A 17,090-nucleotide genomic window follows, 5' to 3' on the forward strand; every position below is an offset into this window, starting at 1 on the left:
GCCGGGCGACTGATCGACTACTTTCCGATTGTGACATTTTCTGTACGACGTATTTCGACACTGGCGGTGCTGTGCACGCTTCTGGCCGGCTGCGGCACGACTCCCGCGGCGGACACGGCGGTGAGCCGCCCGGGCGCGGGGGGCGGGTCGCCGACGCCGCTGTCCCCCGCGGCGTCCGCCGAGGCATCCCCCCACACATCCCCCAGCGCATCCCCCGGACGCACGCCACCGCCCGAGGCACCGACCATGGCGGCGGGCCCGAACGGCCTGACCCCGGTGTTCGAGCGGGCGGCCTCGGCGGCCGACAAGACGGTGGCCCTGACCTTCGACGCCGATATGACGGCGGATCAGGGGCCGCGGGCGGCGCGGGGTGAGCGGTTCGACAACCCCGGGCTCATCGCGACGCTCCGCCGCCTCGACGTCGACGCGACGGTGTTCATGACCGGCCGGTGGGCGGAGGAGTACCCGGACCAGGCGCGGTCGATCGGCGACGACCCGCGCTTCGAGATCGCCAACCACTCGTACAGTCACCACGCCTTCAAGTCGCCGTGCTACGGCCTGCCGACCGTCGCACGCGACGACATGGCGGCGGACGTGCGACGTGCCTTCGACGCGTTCCGCACCGTGGGGGCCCGCAACGTCGTGCCGTACTTCCGCTTCCCCGGCGGCTGCTACGACGACGCGGCGCTGCGCGCGCTGGCGCCCACGAAGGTGACGGCCGTGCAGTGGGACGTGGTCAGCGGCGACGCCTTCGCGAAGGACGCGGACGCGGTGGCCGAGCAGGTGCTGGCCGGGGTGCGGCCGGGTTCGGTGGTGGTGCTGCACTGCACGCTGAGCGCGGCGCCGGTCACGGAGGAGGCGATCCGCCGGATCGTCCCGGAGCTACGGAAGCGCGGCTACCGCTTCGTCAAGGTCTCGGACCTGATGGGCTCGGCATAGCCAGGGCCCGTCCGGTCGATCACGTCGCAGGAAAGCGACGGTGCCTCGGCATGATCGGCCGGGACAGGTCCTAGCCGGAGCAGGCGGTCCGCTGAGCCTCCTGCCACTCGCACACCGGGCAGAGCGTGACGCCCCTGGTGGACTCGGGGTACTCGCTCGGCTCCCCGCACAGGACGCAGTCGGCGTAGGGCCCCCCGCTGTCGTCACCGGCGGGGCCGGGCGCGCCGTCCGCCGTGTCGCAGTAGGCGCTCTGACCGGTCTCGTCCATACGTACGACTCTAGCGAGCTCAGCCCTGCCCCGCCTGCGGCGTCACCTCGCTGGGGCGTACGACGACGAAGCCGTCGCCCTGGAGCATCATCTGGACCGCCTCTCCGGAGCCGCCGCGGATCATCGAGCCGAAGGACTGCGAGCGGTGCAGGGACGTGGCGAGGTGGGCGCTCCAGCCGACCACGGCGTCGGTGTCGACGTAGACGGGCTGGTGCTGGGCCACCGGGATGACGACGGGGGAACCGTCGCAGACGAGGGCGAGCTTGCCGGAGCCGGTGAAGACGCTGTTGAAGAGCCCGCCGCCGACCATGCCGGCGCCCTTCACCGTCCTTATCTCGTACGAGAGGGACGCGTCGAAGCAGAGGACGTTGCGGCCGTTTATGGTGAGCGCGTCGCCGGGCTCCAGCTCCACGACGAAGCAGTTCTGCGCCTCGTGCGCGAACCACGCCTCTCCCTGCCCGCGCACCGCCATCAGCGGCAGGCCCTCACCCGTGACGGCCCGCTTCAGCATGCCGCCGATGCCCTGTCCCTTGCGCTCGAACTGGAGGTTGCCCCGGAAGGCGATCATCGACCCCTGCCGGGCGTGCATCTCGCCGTTGACGGCGTACTTGACGCACTTCCCGTTCTGCAGGGTCATCCCGGGGACGGTCGCCTGCTGCGCCAGGTTCTCGGACGCGAAAAGATCGCTCTTCATGCCCCGCATCGTCGCCCGGAACCACCCCGTCCGCCAAGAAGCGGGACCGGGCGCCTCCCGGGCGAGCCCACGGAGCCCGCGGCGGCCGCCGCCCGCACCGGGCTGCGCCGCCCCTCCACAAGGGTGTGTCCCTCCACACATCCCATACACATGTCATCGACTATTCGTTCATCGAACGTAAGATCGCCTTTGGCATCCCTTGCGTCACACCAGCCGCTCGCGTGCCGTTCTGTCACATTCTCGGCGCGCCGGGCGACCGCCCGCCGGCTTCCACGGAGGGCCTCCTCGATGCCACAGGTGTCACGTCGTGCTGCTCTGGGACTGTTCGGCCTCGGCGCCGCCGCAGTCGCGGGGTGCTCCACACAAGAGGAGACGGTCGAGCCCGCTCCGGTCCGCCGGGCCGCACGTACCGGTGACAACCCGGTGGTCCGGGAGAACGGGCTCGCGGGCTCAGACGATTGGAAGGTCGGCCGCGACGGCATCCGTAGCACGGACGACATGGCCGGGCACATACACGGCTACACCTCGGCCACCTCGGCGAGCCCCGGCGAATCGCTCGACTTTCACATATCGGTCCGCCCGGCCGGGAAGTACAACGTGTCCATCTACCGACTGGGCCACTACGGAGGAGCGGGCGCCCGGCGGATGACCATCAGTCCGCAGCTCGACGGCACGCCCAGGCCCACACCGAAGCCCGCGCCCGGCTCCCGGGTCATCGCATGCAAGTGGCCGGCGTCGTGGACGTTCGAGATACCCGAACAGTGGATATCCGGTCTGTACCTCGCCGTATTCACGAGTGCCGACGGCCGTCGCAGCTACTCGCCGTTCGTCGTACGCGACTTGAAGCGCTCCTCGGACATCCTGATGGTCGCGCCGTTCACCACATACCAGGCGTACAACATGTGGCCCCGCGACGGGCACACCGGCAAGAACCTCTACCGCGGCTACACGTCCAACGGCAAGACCGGCGGCAATCCCGAGCGGTCCTTCGAGGTCTCCTTCGACCGGCCCTACTCCAATCTCGGCCTGCCGACCGTTTTCGAAATGGACAGCAGCTTCACACAGTGGGCGGAGCAAGAGGGCTACGACATCACCTACGCGACCAGCGTCGACCTGCACGAGGGACGAATAGACCCGTCCCGGCACAGCGTGATCGTCTTCCCCGGGCATGACGAGTACTGGTCCAAGGAGATGCGCGACCACACCGAGGAGGCTCTGCGGGCCGGTACCCACCTGGCCTTCCTGGGAGCCAACAACATCTACTTCAATGTGCGGCTCGAACCCTCCACGCAGGGCAGGGCGAGCCGGGTGGTCGCCTGCTACAAGGAAGACCCGGACCCCAACCCGGGACCCGGCGGCCCCACCATCCGCTGGCGCCATCTGGACAAGGACCACAGCAGAGCCGAGCAGGGGCTCTTGGGCGTTCAGTACAACGGCATGCTGAAGGAGCCCGCTCCACTGGTGGTGCGGGAGAGCGGCCACTGGCTGTGGGAAGGAACAGGCCTGAGGGACGGCGACAAGATCCCGGGTCTCGTCGCGATCGAGGCCGACGGCTTCGACCGCAAGATGCCCAAGCCGACGGACGCCGACCAGACGCTGCTCTCCCACTCGCCGTACGAGGACAGCATGGGGCGAGGCAAGAGGATCCAGAACACCAGCCTGTGCGTGAACCGACGAGGCACCGTGGTCTTCTCGGCCGGGACCTTCCAGTGGCCCATCGCGCTCGCCAAACCCGGCCAGATCGACCAGCGCATCCAGACGGCGACGACCAACCTCTTCACACATCTGCTCAAGCCCCGGGGCTGATCCTCGCACCGACCCGGCCGGCTCTCCCCCCGCGGGCGTGCGCCGCAATCCCGTGGCCGAGGGCGCTCACGAGCCGCTGCGCGGAATCCGGTCCCGAGCGCCGGTAACTCCAGCACCCGCGCGCGCGTCGCGGCACGGCTGGCAGACTGGCACCGTGACCAGCAATGACACCGAAGCCCCCGGGCGCGACGATCGGGACGTCGCGCCGCAGTTCGTTCTTCCCCTGGTGGTGCGGATCGAGAAGGGGGACCCGCCGAAGCGGACCGATGCGTTGGAGACGGCCGCGCGGGCGGTGCTGGTGATGCTCACGGACGAGCGGTCCGTGGGTGACGGGGAGTGGGCGCGGGCCGTGCGGGACTGGCAGGACGCCCGGATCCGGAAGGTCGTGCGGCGGGCCCGGGGGGCGGAGTGGCGGCGGGCCGAGCGGCTGCCGGGGATCACGGTCGCCGGGGCGGGGGCGGAGGTACGGGTCTTCCCGCCGGTCCCCCTGGACGGCTGGCCCAAGGACCTGGCCCGCCTCCAGGTGTCCGGTACGGAACTCGACGACCCCGAGCCGCCCCCGCCCGCCTCCGCGCCGGGGCAGGCCGTGCTGTGGCTCAACCCCGAACTGCGGATGTCGACCGGCAAGGAGATGGCCCAGGTCGGTCACGGGGCCCAGCTGCTGTGGTGGGCCATGGACGACGCGACCCGGAAGAGCTGGCAGGAGGCCGGCTTCCCGCTCGCCGTCCGCACCGCACCGCCCGCGCGCTGGCCCGCCCTGACCACGAGCGGTCGGCCGGTTGTCCGTGACGCCGGGTTCACGGAGATCGCGCCCGGCAGCGCCACGGTGGTGTCCGACTTCCCTCTGCCGGCGGGCTGAACACTTCGGCGCCCACATTCGTATCTCCCAGCACCGTCATGCGGGTTCTGGTTCCGGGAGGCACATTGCTGCGGCGCATCAACGGCACGGCACTCATCATCGCGGCGCTCGTCGCCACGGTCGGGGCGCTCGCCTTTCCCGTCTGGTCGTACGCCGACCGGTCCGGCACCGGTCAGGCCAATCTGAACGCGTCGGCCGTCGCCACACAGTGGGGGCCGCTGTCGGCGACCGACCGTGACTTCCTGGTGAAGGTGCGGCTGGCCGGACTCTGGGAGCTGCCCGCCGGGCAGCAGGCCATCGAGCGCGCCCCCACGCAGGCCATCAGGGACGCGGGCGACCACCTCATCGTCGGCCACGCCGACCTCGACCAACGGGCCCGCGACGTCGCCGCGAAGCTGGGCGTGGAGCTGCCGAACCAGCCGACCGAGGAACAGCAGGGCTGGCTGCGCGAGCTGTCGGCGGCGAGCGGTGTCGAGTACGAGCAGAAGTTCGCGAACCTGCTGCGCAACGCGCACGGCAAGGTCTTCTCCCTCATCGCCCAGGTTCGGCACACCACCCGCAACAGCCTGATCCGGCAGTTGGCCAGCGACGCCAACCAGACCGTTCTCGACCACATCACCATGCTGGAGGCCACCGGCCGGGTCGACTTCGACGCCATCGCCAACGAGGCCGCCGGCCAGAGCACCGCGAGCCCCACCGGCCCGCCCGCCCCCAACGGCAACCTGCCGCCCGCGCCCACCCCGGTCGCACCGAACGGCGACGTCACGTCCCTGCCGTCGACCCAGCCCGGCCCGCCGACCGCCATCAACACGAACCGGCCGTGACCGAAGCTCAAATGAAGCTCTGAAAGCGGCGCCCCGGGGGTTCGGCCGTCCCCGGCCGGGCCATGACCCTTCCAGCGGCACGCAGGAGGGGGAGACATGACGGAGCTCGGCATCGGCATCGGCTGGCGGCCGGAGATCGCGGACGCGGTGGCGCGCCTGCCCGGTGTGGACTGGGTCGAGGTCGTCGCGGAGAACATCTGTACCGGGCACCTCCCCGACCCCCTGCTGCGGCTCCGCGAGCGGGGGGTCACCGTCGTCCCGCACGGTGTCTCCCTCGGGCTCGGCGGGGCCGACCGGCCCGACGAGCGGCGGCTGGCCGAGCTCGCGGCGAAGGCGACCGCGCTGGGCGCGCCGCTGGTGACCGAACACATCGCGTTCGTACGGGCCGGCGGGCCGCTCACCGGGGCGCCGGCCCTGGAGGCCGGGCACCTGCTGCCGGTCCCGCGCACCCGGGAGGCCCTGGACGTGCTCTGCGAGAACGTCCGCATCGCCCAGGACGCGCTCCCCGTTCCGCTCGCCCTGGAGAACGTGGCCGCGCTGTTCTCCTGGCCGGACGAGGAGCTGACCGAGGGCCGGTTCCTGGCGGAGCTCGTCGACCGTACGGGCGTCCGGCTCCTCATCGACGTGGCCAACCTCCACACCAACCACCTCAACCGCGGCGACGACCCGTCGAAGGCCCTCGCCGAACTCCCGGCCGAGGCCATCGCGTACGTCCATGTCGCGGGCGGCGTCGAACGCGACGGCGTCTGGCACGACACCCATGCCCACCCCGTGCCCCCGGCGGTCCTGGACCTGCTGGGCGAACTGGCCTCCCGCGCCGCCCCGCCCGGGGTACTGCTGGAACGCGACGACGACTTCCCGCCGACGGCCGAACTGGCGGCGGAACTGACCGCGATCCGGGCCAGGGTGACGACGGGCACGCCGGGCGTACCGGCCCCCGTGGCGGTCCGCGCCGGTGCGACGACGCCCGTGCCGGACCGGGTGCGCGAGAGGCTGAGGCTCGCTCAGGCGGCGCTGCTGTCGGCGCTCGTCGCGGGGGCGCCCGCACCCGAGGGGTTCGACCGGGGCCGGTTGCGGGTGCAGAGCCGTGCGTTGGGCCGAAAGCGGGCCGGGATCGTGGCGAAGGTCGCCCCCGAGCTGCCGGAGATCCTCGGCGACGGGTACCGGGGCGCGTTCCTGGCGTACGCCGGGGTCATGCCCTTGCCGGGCGGCTACCGGCGGGACGCCCTCGACTTCGCGCGGTATGTACTCGACGCCGGCCGGCCCGAGGATGTGCGGGCGAGGCGGCGGCTGTACCGGTGGTGGGCGGAGCGCTCAGGGCCGCGCCCGCCGGGCCGGGCGGCCCGGATGGTGCACGCGGCGCGGGCCGCGCTGATGAGGTGACGCCGGTGCGGCGCGCAGGACTGCGCGCCGCACCCGGAGCCGGACCCGGTGTCGCTGGAGCGGCGGACGGTTCGCGTCCGCCGTCTGATCTTCCGGGTCGGGGATGGCGGTCCGGTCGTGCCGGTCCGCCACCCAAGCCGTCAGACCGTCAGGCCAGACCCGCCACCAGGTCCGCGACCGCCTTGCGGCGCCCCGTGTAGAACGGGACCTCCTCGCGGACGTGCATACGTGCCTCGCTGGCGCGCAGGTGGCGCATGAGGTCCACGATGCGGTAGAGCTCGTCCGCCTCGAAGGCGAGGATCCACTCGTAGTCGCCGAGCGAGAACGACGCGACCGTGTTGGCGCGGACATCGGGGAAGCCCCGCGCCATCTTGCCGTGGTCGGCGAGCATCCGGCGGCGGTCCTCGTCGGGCAGCAGGTACCAGTCGTAAGACCGCACGAAGGGGTACACGCTGATGTAGTCGCGCGGCGTCTCGTCCGCGAGGAACGCCGGGATGTGCGACTTGTTGAACTCGGCGGGGCGGTGCAGCGCCATGTTGGACCACACCGGCTCCAGCGCACGCCCGAGCTTCGTGCGGCGGAACAGGTTGTACGCGTCCTGGAGCTGGTCCGAGGTCTCGGCGTGCCACCAGATCATCAGGTCGGCGTCGGCCCGCAGCCCGGACAGGTCGTACGTGCCGCGCACGGTGACGTCCTTGGCGGCGAGCTGGTCGAACAGCTCCTGGACCTCGTCGGCGTAGCCGCTCCGGTCCTCGGGCAGAGCCTCGCGCAGCTTGAAGACGGACCACAGGGTGTAGCGGATGACCTCGTTGAGGTCCTTCGCCTTCTTACCGGCGTTCGGGATCTTTTCGGGCGCACTCATACGGCTATTCTCACTCGTCACTCTCGGTGCTCCGCGCCAGGGTCGGCGTGGCGAGCATCTCGTCGATCTCGTCCGCCGCCCGCCACGCGTCCGCGACGACCGCCGGAATCCCCACCCCGTCGTACGCGGCGCCGCACACCCGCAGCGCGGGCAGCTTCGCGACGGCGTCGCGGATCCGGGCGACCCGGGCGTGGTGGCCCACCGGGTACTGCGGCAGGCCGCCGATCCACCGTGTGACCTCGGTGGCGACCGGCTTCGCGGCCAGCCCGACGGCCTCGCCGAGGTCCCGCAGGGACACCGCGACGAGGTCGGCGTCGTCCCACGCCAGGTGCTCCTCGTCGCCGTACCGGCCGACCGACGTCCGCAGGACGAAGAGATCGTCGGCACCGTCGGCGACCCACTGCCACTTCTGACTGGAGAACGTGGACGCCTTGATCGTGCGGCCGTCGACGGGCGGCACCAGGAAGCCGGAGCCGGCGGGCATCGTCCCCGCGAGGTCGGCGCGCCGGAAGGCGAGCGTGACCAGGGCCATCGAGGCGTACTCGACCGTGGCCAGGTCGGCGGACGCGGCCGGGGACTCGGCGGCGAGCAGCGCGGACGCGGACCAGGCGGGGGTCGCGAGGATCACCGCGTCGGCGTGGACGGCCTCCTTGTCCGTACGGATCTCCCATCCGTGGGTACGGCGGGTCAGCCCGTGGACAGGCGTCTCGGTACGGATCTCACCGCCCCGCGCGGTGATCGCGTCGGCGACGGCGAGCGGGAGCCTCCCGACACCGCCCTCGACGCCCATGAACGCGGGCCCGGCCGGGGCCTGGGCCGCGGCGCTCTGGAGCGCGTGCACGGCCCCGGTGAGGGTGCCGTGCGCGTGGACCGCGTCGAACAGCTTCGGTACGGCGGCCCGCATCGAGATCCGGTACGAGTCGCCGGCGTACACCCCGCCGAGCAGGGGTTCGACGAGCCGGTCCACGATCTCGCGGCCCATGCGCCCGGCCACGTACGCGCCGATCGCGACGTCGTCGCCGAGTGCGGCGGCCGGCAGTTCACGCTCCCGGTCGACCGCGCGGAGGCCCTCGGCGGAGAGCAGGTCGCCCAGGCTCCGCGCGTCGCCGGGGACGCCCATGACGTGGCCCTTGGGCATGGGGCGCAGGGCGTCGCGGGTCCAGATCGAGGCCGTGGCGGTGGCGGGTGGCCGGAGGCGGTCGTCGAGGCCGACGGCGCGGGCGAGGTCGAGGGCCTCGGGGCGGCGGGCGAGCATCGACTCGGCGCCGAGGTCGACGGGGGCCCCGGCGATCTCCCCGGCGTGGAGCTTGCCGCCGAGGCGGTCGGTGGCCTCCAGCAGGGTCACGCCCCGGCCGGACCGCAGTACGCGATGGGCGGCGGCGAGTCCGGCGATGCCGCCGCCGATGACGACGACACGTCCGTGGGAGGTGTCCGCGTGGTCCACGTTCATGCGTCCACTGTCTCAAACGCCGTTACGAGTCCTGACCGTGACCCTTTCGGAACCACGGAGCGGCAACCGGATGGCGGGCCGCGAACGTCGAACCGGCATCACGGATCACGGAACACCACTACGCGGTATCACGCACTCCTGGGGGGACACACCTATGCCAACCCGATCCCGGCTCACGGTCGCGGCCGTCCTGCTCGGAACCTCACTGGCTCTGGCCGGGTGCGGGGGTTCCGACAGCGGCGTCCGGTCCAGCGCCGACCGCGGAGCGGCCGCCGCGCCGGAAGCGGCGAGCGGAAAGCAGGGCCCCGACTCGGCCTACGACACGCGGGCGCCGGAGGCGTCGAAGCCGAACAGGCCCGCCGCGCCGCGGCAGCACATCATCCGTACCGCCGAACTGACCGTGGAGGTGAAGGACGCCGACAAGGCGCTGGCCCGGGCCCGTGAGGTCGCCGCGAACGCCGGCGGACACGTCTCCACCGAGTCGACGCAGCGGCACGGCAAGGGCCGGATCTCCTCCCGGATCGTGCTGCGGGTCCCGCAGGCGGAGTACGAGGAGGTACTGAAGGAGCTGACCGGTACCGGGAAGCTGCTGTCGCGCAAGGCGGACGCCAAGGACGTCACCGACCAGGTCGTCGACGTGGAGAGCCGCATCGCCACACAGCGGGCCAGCGTCGACCGGGTGCGGAAGCTGATGGACCAGGCGGACGAGCTGAGCGATGTCGTGACCCTGGAGCGGGAGTTGAGCTCGCGTCAGGCGGAACTGGAGTCGCTGCTCGCCCGGCAGGCGGCGCTGAAGGACCGTACGACGCTGGCGACGATCACCCTGGAGCTGACCGAGCCCGCACCCCCGGCCGACGAGCGGACGAACGACGACGACCCGACGGTCCTGGAGGCCCTGAAGGGGGGCTGGAGCGCCCTGGCGGGCGCCGCGACCTGGCTGGTGATCATCCTGGCGGCCCTGGCCCCGTGGCTGGCGGTACTGGCGTTGGCGTACGCGGTCTGGCACCGGGTCGTACGCCCGCGGCGCGCCCGCCGCGCACGCAGCGCCTCCGGTGCCCCGGCCCCCGACTGGGGCCCGGCGACGGTCCCGGCCCCGGCGTCGGCACCGGAGCCGCCGTCCGCACCTGCTCCGACACCGGCACCGGCACCGGCACCGGCACCGGCACCCGACTCGGATGCGCACTCGGGCCCGGGCTCCGGCTCCGGCTCGGGCTCCGGCTCCGGCTCGGGCTCCGGCTCGGGCTCCGGCTCGGGCTCCGCCAAGGGCTCGGCCTAGCCAGGGCAGTCGGCCGGACCCCGGGCCTCGCGAAGCGCCGCCCGGAGGAGCCTCTCGCCCGTAGCGTGTGCCGTATGGCGGATGCGGGACGGCGGCAGCGGTTGGTGGTGGTCGGGGGCGACGCGGCGGGGATGTCCGCCGCGTCGCAGGCCCGGCGGCTGATGGGGACGGACGAGCTGGAGATCGTCGCGTTCGAGCGGGGGCGGTTCACGTCGTACTCGGCGTGCGGGATTCCGTACTGGGTCGGCGGGGCCGTCGTCGAGCGTGACCGGCTCATCGCACGGACGGCCGAGGAGCACCGGGCGCGTGGCATCGATCTGCGGCTGCGGACCGAGGTGACCGAGCTGGACCTCGCCCGGCAGCGGGTACGCGCCCGGGACCTGGAGTCCGGGGAGGAGTACTGGACCGGCTTCGACCGGCTCGTCCTCGCGACCGGCGCCCGGCCGGTGCGGCCGCCGCTGCCGGGGATCGACGCTCCGGGTGTGCACGGGGTGCAGACGCTCGGCGACGGGCAGGCCCTGCTGGACACTCTGGCCGTGACGCCGGGGCGGCGGGCGGTCGTCGTGGGCGCCGGGTATATCGGCGTGGAGATGGCCGAGGCGCTGATGAACCGCGGCTACGAGGTCACCGTCCTGAACCGGGGCGAGCAGCCGATGGCCACCCTCGATCCGGACATGGGGCGGATCGTGCACGCCTCGATGGACGGGCTGGGCATCACCACGGTCGGACGGGCCGACGTGACGGAGATCCGGACCGGTCCCGACGGGCGGGTCCGGGCCGTGGTCGCCGGGGACCTCGAGTACCCGGCCGATGTCGTCGTCCTCGGTGTCGGCGTCGAGCCGGAGACCTCGCTGGCCCGGGCCGCGGGCCTGCCGCTCGGGGCGTACGGCGGGCTGCTCACCGATCTGTCGATGCGGGTGCGCGGCCAGGAGAACGTATGGGCGGGCGGCGACTGCGTGGAGGTGCTGGACCTGGTGTCCGGCCGCGAGCGGCACATTCCGCTGGGCACGCACGCAAACAAGCACGGCCAGGTCATCGGGGCGAACGTGGGCGGCGGGTACGGCACGTTCCCGGGTGTCGTGGGGACGGCGGTCAGCAAGGTCTGCTCGCTGGAGATCGCCCGCACCGGCCTGCGGGAGCGGGACGCGCGCGCCGTCGGACTGCGGTTCGTGACGGTGACCGTCGAGTCGACGAGCCGGGCGGGGTACTACCCGGGCGCAGCGCCGATGACCGTCAAGATGCTGGCCGAGCGGCGTACGGGCCGGCTCCTCGGCGTGCAGATCGTGGGCCGGGAGGGCGCGGCGAAACGCGTGGACATCGCCGCGGTGGCTCTGACGGCCGGTATGACCGTCGAGCAGGTCACCGCCCTGGACCTCGGCTACGCCCCGCCGTTCTCACCGGTGTGGGACCCGGTCCAGGTCGCGGCCCGCAAGGCGGTCGCCGCCGTACGGGAGGCGGGCTGACGTGGCCGTGCGGACCGGCCCGGATGGGCGTTCGACGCCGGTGGTTCCGCGTTCTAGGGTCGGTGCATGATCAGTTCTTTCGGTGAGAGCTTCGTCCGGGCGACGGAGCCGCATGCCGCGTGGGGCGCGGAACAGCTCGAGGCGTTCAGCGATTTCCTGCCCTCCGGGCCGTGGACGGCGGATCTGGCCGCGTGCGTGTACCGGCAGGGCGGGCTGGACCTGGCGGTCGGCCTGCTGGGTACGTTCGACGAGTCGGACGGCTCGTGGCTGTGGGCGTGGGCCAACCCGGGCTTCGGGGGTACGCCGGTGGTCGCCCTCGCGGAGCGGCTGCGCCGGTACGGGGCCGAGCACGGTGTGCCGGAGTTCGCGGAGGAGCTGGTGGAGCTGTCGGGCTTCGCCGATCCGCAGATGGCGGTGGAGCAGCTGGCGTTCGCCGCTATGGGTGTACTGGGCTCTCCCGGCTACCTCGGCGTGGAGGCGGCGCCCGGCACTCGTGCGTACCTGGTGCCGGACGACCCGCGGGTGCCGCGCACGGCGCCGGACCCGGTCACGCTGCCGCGGGTGCTGCTGACCGGCATGGGCCTGGTCCCGGGCGCGGACGCCCGCGCCGTGGTGACCGGCTACTTCGCGCGGCACGGGCTGGCCCGGCACCCGGCCCCGGACGGTATCCGCGCCGTCCTGCCGAACGGCACGCCGGTGGAGGTGACGTTCGACGAGGCCGGGCGCATCACGCGGGTGAACGTGGGTCCCCTGGGGCCGGGCACGGCCGGCTGACTTGGCCTGCCGCCCGGCCGTCGGCCGGGCGGCGGGGGGCTTCAGCGCGCCGTCTCCGTGTGGACGTACTCCACGAGCCGCGTCAGCGCGTCCGGGTCCGTCGTGGGCAGCACGCCGTGGCCCAGGTTGAAGATGTGGCCCTCCAGTCCGGACGCGGCCTCCAGGACCTGGCGGGTCTGGGTCTCGACGGCCTCGCGGGGAGCGAACAGGACGGCCGGGTCGAGGTTGCCCTGGAGCGCCTTGCCGGGGCCCACGCGGCGGGACGCCTCGTCGAGGGGGACGCGCCAGTCGACGCCCACCACGTCCGCGCCCGCCTCGCCCATGAGGCCGAGCAGCTCGCCCGTACCGACGCCGAAGTGGATGCGCGGGACGCCGTAGGAGGCGACCGCGTCGAAGACCTTCGCCGACGCGGGCATGACCGCGCGTCGGTAGTCGGCCGGGGCCAGGGCGCCGACCCAGGAGTCGAAGAGCTGCACGGCGGACGCGCCGGCCTCGATCTGCACCTTCAGGAAGGCGGCGGTGATGTCGGCGAGCCGGTCCAGCAGGTCGGCCCAGAGCTCGGGGTCGCCGTACATCAGTGCCTTGGTGTTCTCGTGATTGCGGGACGGGCCGCCCTCGACGAGGTAGCTCGCGAGAGTGAAGGGCGCACCCGCGAAGCCGATCAGCGGGGTGCCGCCGAGCTCGCCGGTGAGCATGCCGATGGCCTCGGTGACGTACGCGACGTCGTCCGGGGTCAGGTCGCGCAGCCGCTCCAGGTCCGCACGGCGGCGGATCGGCTCGGCGACGACCGGGCCGACGCCCGGCTTGATGTCGAGGTCGACACCGATGGCCTTGAGGGGCACGACGATGTCGCTGAAGTAGATCGCCGCGTCGACCCTGTGGCGCCGTACCGGCTGGAGCGTGATCTCCGTGACCAGCTCGGGCCGCATGCAGGACTCCAGCATCGGGATGCCCTCGCGGACCTTCAGGTACTCGGGGAGCGAGCGCCCCGCCTGACGCATGAACCAGACCGGCGTGTGCGGCACCGGTTCGCGCCTGCACGCCTTGAGGAAGGCGGAGTCGTACGTCTGCGTCGCGTGGCCCGAGGGGCGGGTGTTGGCACTCACGTCCTGAATCTTCGCATGTGCGGGCCCGCGCCCTCGCGGGGCGGCTGACGTCGTGCGGGTGTCCCTCCCTGCGCGCGGGCCGTGTTCCGCCTACTCTTCCCCGCATGGCTGCGGCTCAGGAACAGTTTTCCGATCACTCCGACGGTATCGAGGGCGGGGGCGGCAGGGAGGACGGCCCCGTTCCGCCCCCTTTCCGGCTCGCGGTCGACGAGCTCCGGGCGGCGCGCGTCCGCCCGGAGCTCGAACTGGACCCGACGCGGCCGCCGCGGCGGCTCGCCCCGTACGCGTACGCACTGGAGGCGGCGGCCGTCGAGGACGGTGAGGATCTGGCGGACGGGCGGCTGGTGCTGCTGCACGACCCGGCCGGCCACGAGGCGTGGCAGGGCATCTTCCGGCTGGTGACGCTGGTGCGGGCGGAACTGGAGCCGGAGATGGCGGCGGACCCGCTGCTGCCGGAGGTGTGCTGGTCGTGGCTGACGGGCGCGCTGGAGGCGCGGGGGCTGTCGTACGGGGAACCGAGCGGGACCGTCACCCGGGCGGGGTCGTACTACTTCGGGGGGCTGGCCGAGCGCAAGCCGGCGACGCAGATCGAGATCCGGGCGTCCTGGACACCGGCGGAGGGCCGGGGCGGGGTGCCGGACACGGCGGCGCATCTGACGGCGTGGGGCGATCTGCTCTGCCAGGTGGCGGGGCTGCCGCCGTCGGGCCCCGGCCCGCTGGACGGGGGCGGCGGGGCGGCGGGGGTCGTTTCACTGCCGCAGCGCCGCGGCCCGCACCAGCCTTAGGCCACTTCTGCGCGGCGCTGCTGCGGCGGTGCTGCTGCGGCCACTTCTGCGCGGCGCTGCTACGGCGGTGCTTCTACGGCGGTGCTGCGCGGCGCTGCCGGGTGGGCAGGGGAGCGTCCGGCCGCCCCGGTGGGACCGGGGCGGCGGCCCGGCGCGGTGACCCGGATGGCGTACGTGAGGCGGCTCGCTCGCAGGTGATCGGTCACGCGTCCGAATTGCCCCAATTGTTACTCACCAAATCGCGATCTTCCTCTAAAGGCGGACGGGATTGCTGCCGAAGAGGTCTGTGACCCTTCAAGCACGGTTCGCCCCGGCCACTTCCCCGGGCCGGCAGTGTCCGTACCTTCCCAGGAGGCCTGGTGTCCGTTCTCCTCGAGCAGCCCGCAAGCCTGGTCGCCTACCGCCCGAACAAGCCGACGGCCATGGTCGTCGTGGCCGACCCGCGCGTCCGCTCCACCGTGACCCGCCACCTGTGGGCCCTCGGAGTACGTGACGTCATCGAGGCGTCGTCCATCGCGGAGGCCCGCCCCCGTATCGGCAACCCGCGCGACATCTGCGTCGCCGACGTCCACCTCCCCGACGGCTCCGGTCTCACCCTGCTGTCCGAGACCCGCGCCGCCGGCTGGCCCAACGGCCTGGCCCTCTCCGCCGCCGACGACATCGGCGCCGTACGCAACGCCCTCGCGGGCGGCGTCAAGGGCTATGTCGTCACCGGCACCCGTACGAACATCGGGCACCCGACCCGGCCGGGTGCCGCACCCATCGGCTCCGCCGCCGCCCGCCTCCACCGTCGCCCCCCGGGAGCCCCGAGCCACCCGGGTGGCTACCGCGAACTGTCCGGCCGCGAGGTCGAGGTCCTCCGACTGGTGGCGGAGGGCCAGTCGAACAAGGCCATCGGCGTCTCCATGGGCCTGTCCGCACTGACCGTGAAGTCCCACCTCGCCCGTATCGCCCGCAAGCTCGGCACCGGCGACCGGGCGGGCATGGTCGCCGTCGCCCTCCGCACCGGCATCATCCACTGAACGTAGACAATCCACCCCCGCCCGCCGACGGAACGTTCCGTCGGCGGGCGCCTTCCGTTCACAGATACTCTTGACAGGTGACCGACGCCCAAGACACCGCAGCAGACAGACCACTGCGAACCACCGGGGGCGGCCCTCCGGACGACGGCGTCGCAGCCGACGGGGCACCGAGCCCGGAGCCGACCCCCTTGCTGGAGCCCCGCGAGGGCATCCCGCCCGTGGTGGCCGACGCCGATGCCCTGGCCCGGGTGATCGACGCCTTCGCCGCCGGCACCGGCCCCGTCGCCGTCGACGCCGAACGGGCGTCCGGCTACCGCTACGGCCAGCGCGCCTACCTGGTGCAGCTGCGCCGCGAGGGAGCGGGCACCGCGCTCGTCGACCCGGTGGGCTGCCCCGACCTGTCCGCCCTCGGCGAGGCCCTCGAAGGCACGGAGTGGATCCTCCACGCCGCCACGCAGGACCTGCCGTGCCTCCGCGAAATAGGCATGGCGCCCGCCCAGCTGTTCGACACGGAGCTGGCCGGCCGGCTCGCGGGCTTCCCCCGCGTCGGCCTCGGCGCGATGGTCGAGTCCGTCCTCGGCTACGCCCTGGAGAAGGGGCACTCCGCCGTGGACTGGTCGACCCGCCCGCTGCCCGAGCCCTGGCTCCGGTACGCCGCGCTGGACGTCGAGCTCCTCGTCGACCTGCGGGACGCACTGGAGAAGGAGCTCGACCGGCAGGGCAAGCTGGAGTGGGCCCATCAGGAGTTCGACGCCATCGCCTCGGCCCCGCCCCCGCCGCCCCGCAAGGACCCCTGGCGCCGCACCTCCGGGATGCACAAGGTGCGGCGGCGCCGCCAGATGGCCGTCGTACGGGAGATGTGGACCGCCCGCGACCGGATCGCCCAGCGCCGTGACGTGTCGCCCGGCAAGGTCCTCAGCGACGCCGCGATCGTCGAGGCCGCGCTCGCGCTGCCTCCCGACGTACAGGCGCTGACCGCGCTGCCCGGGTTCGGCCCGCGCATGGGGCGGCGCCAGCTGGAGCAGTGGCAGGCGGCCGTCGACCGGGCCAAGGCGCTGCCCGACGCCCAGCTGCCCCAGCCCGGCCAGCCCCTCGCGGGCCCGCCCCCGCCGCGCGCCTGGGCGGACAAGGACCCGGTCGCCGCGGCCCGGCTCTCGGCGGCCCGCGCCTCGGTCTCGGCGCTGGCCGAGACCCTGAACCTGCCGCAGGAGAACCTGATCACGCCCGACACGGTCCGCCGGGTCTGCTGGGAGCCCCCGGACGACCCCACACCGGAGACGGTCGGCGAGGCCCTCGCCGGGCACGGGGCGCGGCCCTGGCAGATCGAGCAGGTCACCCTGGACCTGGTGAAGGCGCTGCGCATCACCACGGCCTGATCCACGCGTGTACCTGAGGGGCGCCCCCGTCCGTACGGAGCCGGGGGCGCCCCTCAGCACGTCCTGCGGGTGGCGTATGCGCCGACCGCGTTCCGGGGTGCCCGGCGCCGGGTACGGAGTGTGACGTTCGACGCTCCGGGTGGGGGGACTGTGCAGGTCGGTTACTCGTAAGTAGCATGGGGGGAGCAAGCGCGCGCTTAGCC

16 protein-coding genes are annotated in these 17,090 nt (G+C 73.0%); 11 read left to right on the forward strand and 5 right to left on the reverse strand.

The window, feature by feature from the left end; translation table 11 throughout:
• Nucleotides 1–51: 51 nt before the first annotated feature.
• Nucleotides 52–939, forward strand: coding sequence for a polysaccharide deacetylase family protein (locus tag FVS66_RS10585; protein WP_262386920.1), 888 nt, complete (start codon nucleotides 52–54; stop codon nucleotides 937–939).
• Between the two features lie 70 nt (nucleotides 940–1,009).
• Here the strand turns inward: FVS66_RS10585 and FVS66_RS10590 are convergent, their stop codons facing one another.
• On the reverse strand, nucleotides 1,010–1,207 hold the full coding sequence (locus FVS66_RS10590; RefSeq protein ID WP_149180764.1) for a hypothetical protein: 198 nt from the start codon (nucleotides 1,205–1,207) through the stop codon (nucleotides 1,010–1,012).
• Nucleotides 1,208–1,226: 19 nt separating this feature from the next.
• Entirely contained in the window at nucleotides 1,227–1,901 is a 675-nt protein-coding gene (locus FVS66_RS10595) for an AIM24 family protein (protein WP_149180765.1), read from the reverse strand.
• A 498-nt stretch (nucleotides 1,902–2,399) separates the two neighbouring features.
• On the opposite strand from FVS66_RS10595, the gene FVS66_RS10600 reads away from it, so the two are divergent.
• The 4 genes from FVS66_RS10600 (at nucleotide 2,400) to FVS66_RS10615 (ending at nucleotide 6,773) form a co-directional block, all read left to right on the forward strand.
• Complete coding sequence (locus tag FVS66_RS10600; protein WP_262386916.1) at nucleotides 2,400–3,707, forward strand: N,N-dimethylformamidase beta subunit family domain-containing protein; 1,308 nt, start codon at nucleotides 2,400–2,402, stop codon at nucleotides 3,705–3,707.
• A gap of 154 nt (nucleotides 3,708–3,861) precedes the next feature.
• Complete coding sequence (locus FVS66_RS10605; protein WP_149180767.1) at nucleotides 3,862–4,566, forward strand: peptidyl-tRNA hydrolase; 705 nt, start codon at nucleotides 3,862–3,864, stop codon at nucleotides 4,564–4,566.
• A 68-nt stretch (nucleotides 4,567–4,634) separates the two neighbouring features.
• Nucleotides 4,635–5,390 (forward strand): DUF4142 domain-containing protein, encoded by a 756-nt coding sequence (locus FVS66_RS10610; protein WP_187645468.1) that lies wholly within the window; start codon nucleotides 4,635–4,637, stop codon nucleotides 5,388–5,390.
• Nucleotides 5,391–5,486: 96 nt separating this feature from the next.
• The gene (locus FVS66_RS10615; protein ID WP_149180768.1) at nucleotides 5,487–6,773 is read left to right on the forward strand and encodes a DUF692 domain-containing protein; all 1,287 of its coding nucleotides are present in this window, start codon (nucleotides 5,487–5,489) and stop codon (nucleotides 6,771–6,773) included.
• A gap of 148 nt (nucleotides 6,774–6,921) precedes the next feature.
• On the opposite strand, the gene hemQ is transcribed toward FVS66_RS10615, so the two are convergent.
• Nucleotides 6,922–7,635 (reverse strand): hydrogen peroxide-dependent heme synthase, encoded by a 714-nt coding sequence (hemQ, locus tag FVS66_RS10620; protein WP_149180769.1) that lies wholly within the window; start codon nucleotides 7,633–7,635, stop codon nucleotides 6,922–6,924.
• A gap of 10 nt (nucleotides 7,636–7,645) precedes the next feature.
• Entirely contained in the window at nucleotides 7,646–9,085 is a 1,440-nt protein-coding gene (gene hemG / locus FVS66_RS10625) for a protoporphyrinogen oxidase (protein ID WP_149180770.1), read from the reverse strand.
• A gap of 154 nt (nucleotides 9,086–9,239) precedes the next feature.
• Between hemG and FVS66_RS10630 the strand changes: the two genes are divergently transcribed.
• The 3 genes from FVS66_RS10630 (at nucleotide 9,240) to FVS66_RS10640 (ending at nucleotide 12,598) form a co-directional block, all read left to right on the forward strand.
• A complete protein-coding gene (locus tag FVS66_RS10630) occupies nucleotides 9,240–10,361 on the forward strand; it encodes a DUF4349 domain-containing protein (protein WP_149180771.1) in 1,122 nt (373 codons plus the stop codon).
• Nucleotides 10,362–10,435: 74 nt separating this feature from the next.
• Nucleotides 10,436–11,824: an FAD-dependent oxidoreductase gene (locus FVS66_RS10635; RefSeq protein ID WP_149180772.1), complete on the forward strand. Its 1,389-nt coding sequence runs from the start codon at nucleotides 10,436–10,438 to the stop codon at nucleotides 11,822–11,824.
• Nucleotides 11,825–11,890: 66 nt separating this feature from the next.
• Nucleotides 11,891–12,598, forward strand: coding sequence for a DUF6882 domain-containing protein (locus FVS66_RS10640; RefSeq protein WP_149180773.1), 708 nt, complete (start codon nucleotides 11,891–11,893; stop codon nucleotides 12,596–12,598).
• 41 nt (nucleotides 12,599–12,639) lie between these two features.
• Here the strand turns inward: FVS66_RS10640 and hemE are convergent, their stop codons facing one another.
• A complete protein-coding gene (hemE, locus tag FVS66_RS10645; protein ID WP_149180774.1) occupies nucleotides 12,640–13,704 on the reverse strand; it encodes a uroporphyrinogen decarboxylase in 1,065 nt (354 codons plus the stop codon).
• 104 nt (nucleotides 13,705–13,808) lie between these two features.
• Between hemE and FVS66_RS10650 the strand changes: the two genes are divergently transcribed.
• The 3 genes from FVS66_RS10650 to FVS66_RS10665 all read left to right on the forward strand — a co-directional run bounded on the left by FVS66_RS10650 (nucleotide 13,809) and on the right by FVS66_RS10665 (nucleotide 16,887).
• On the forward strand, nucleotides 13,809–14,489 hold the full coding sequence (locus FVS66_RS10650) for a DUF3000 domain-containing protein (protein ID WP_149180775.1): 681 nt from the start codon (nucleotides 13,809–13,811) through the stop codon (nucleotides 14,487–14,489).
• Between the two features lie 359 nt (nucleotides 14,490–14,848).
• Nucleotides 14,849–15,511, forward strand: a complete 663-nt coding sequence (locus FVS66_RS10660; protein ID WP_023590528.1) for a response regulator transcription factor — start codon at nucleotides 14,849–14,851, stop codon at nucleotides 15,509–15,511.
• Nucleotides 15,512–15,588: 77 nt separating this feature from the next.
• The gene (locus FVS66_RS10665) at nucleotides 15,589–16,887 is read left to right on the forward strand and encodes a ribonuclease D (RefSeq protein WP_149180776.1); all 1,299 of its coding nucleotides are present in this window, start codon (nucleotides 15,589–15,591) and stop codon (nucleotides 16,885–16,887) included.
• Nucleotides 16,888–17,090 lie beyond the last annotated feature (203 nt).

This window comes from Streptomyces sp. TRM49041, assembly GCF_008271805.1.
Classification (GTDB): domain Bacteria; phylum Actinomycetota; class Actinomycetes; order Streptomycetales; family Streptomycetaceae; genus Streptomyces.

Bases quoted from the DNA above. Each gene is read 5' to 3' on its own strand.
- FVS66_RS10590 (WP_149180764.1), bottom strand. From the start codon at position 1,207: ATGGACGAGACCGGTCAGAGCGCCTACTGCGACACGGCGGACGGCGCG.
- FVS66_RS10595 (WP_149180765.1), bottom strand. From the start codon at position 1,901: ATGAAGAGCGATCTTTTCGCGTCCGAGAACCTGGCGCAGCAGGCGACC.
- FVS66_RS10600 (WP_262386916.1), top strand. From the start codon at position 2,400: ATGGCCGGGCACATACACGGCTACACCTCGGCCACCTCGGCGAGCCCC.
- FVS66_RS10615 (WP_149180768.1), top strand. From the start codon at position 5,487: ATGACGGAGCTCGGCATCGGCATCGGCTGGCGGCCGGAGATCGCGGAC.
- hemQ (WP_149180769.1), bottom strand. From the start codon at position 7,635: ATGAGTGCGCCCGAAAAGATCCCGAACGCCGGTAAGAAGGCGAAGGAC.
- hemG (WP_149180770.1), bottom strand. From the start codon at position 9,085: ATGAACGTGGACCACGCGGACACCTCCCACGGACGTGTCGTCGTCATC.
- FVS66_RS10630 (WP_149180771.1), top strand. From the start codon at position 9,240: ATGCCAACCCGATCCCGGCTCACGGTCGCGGCCGTCCTGCTCGGAACC.
- FVS66_RS10635 (WP_149180772.1), top strand. From the start codon at position 10,436: ATGGCGGATGCGGGACGGCGGCAGCGGTTGGTGGTGGTCGGGGGCGAC.
- FVS66_RS10640 (WP_149180773.1), top strand. From the start codon at position 11,891: ATGATCAGTTCTTTCGGTGAGAGCTTCGTCCGGGCGACGGAGCCGCAT.
- FVS66_RS10650 (WP_149180775.1), top strand. From the start codon at position 13,809: ATGGCTGCGGCTCAGGAACAGTTTTCCGATCACTCCGACGGTATCGAG.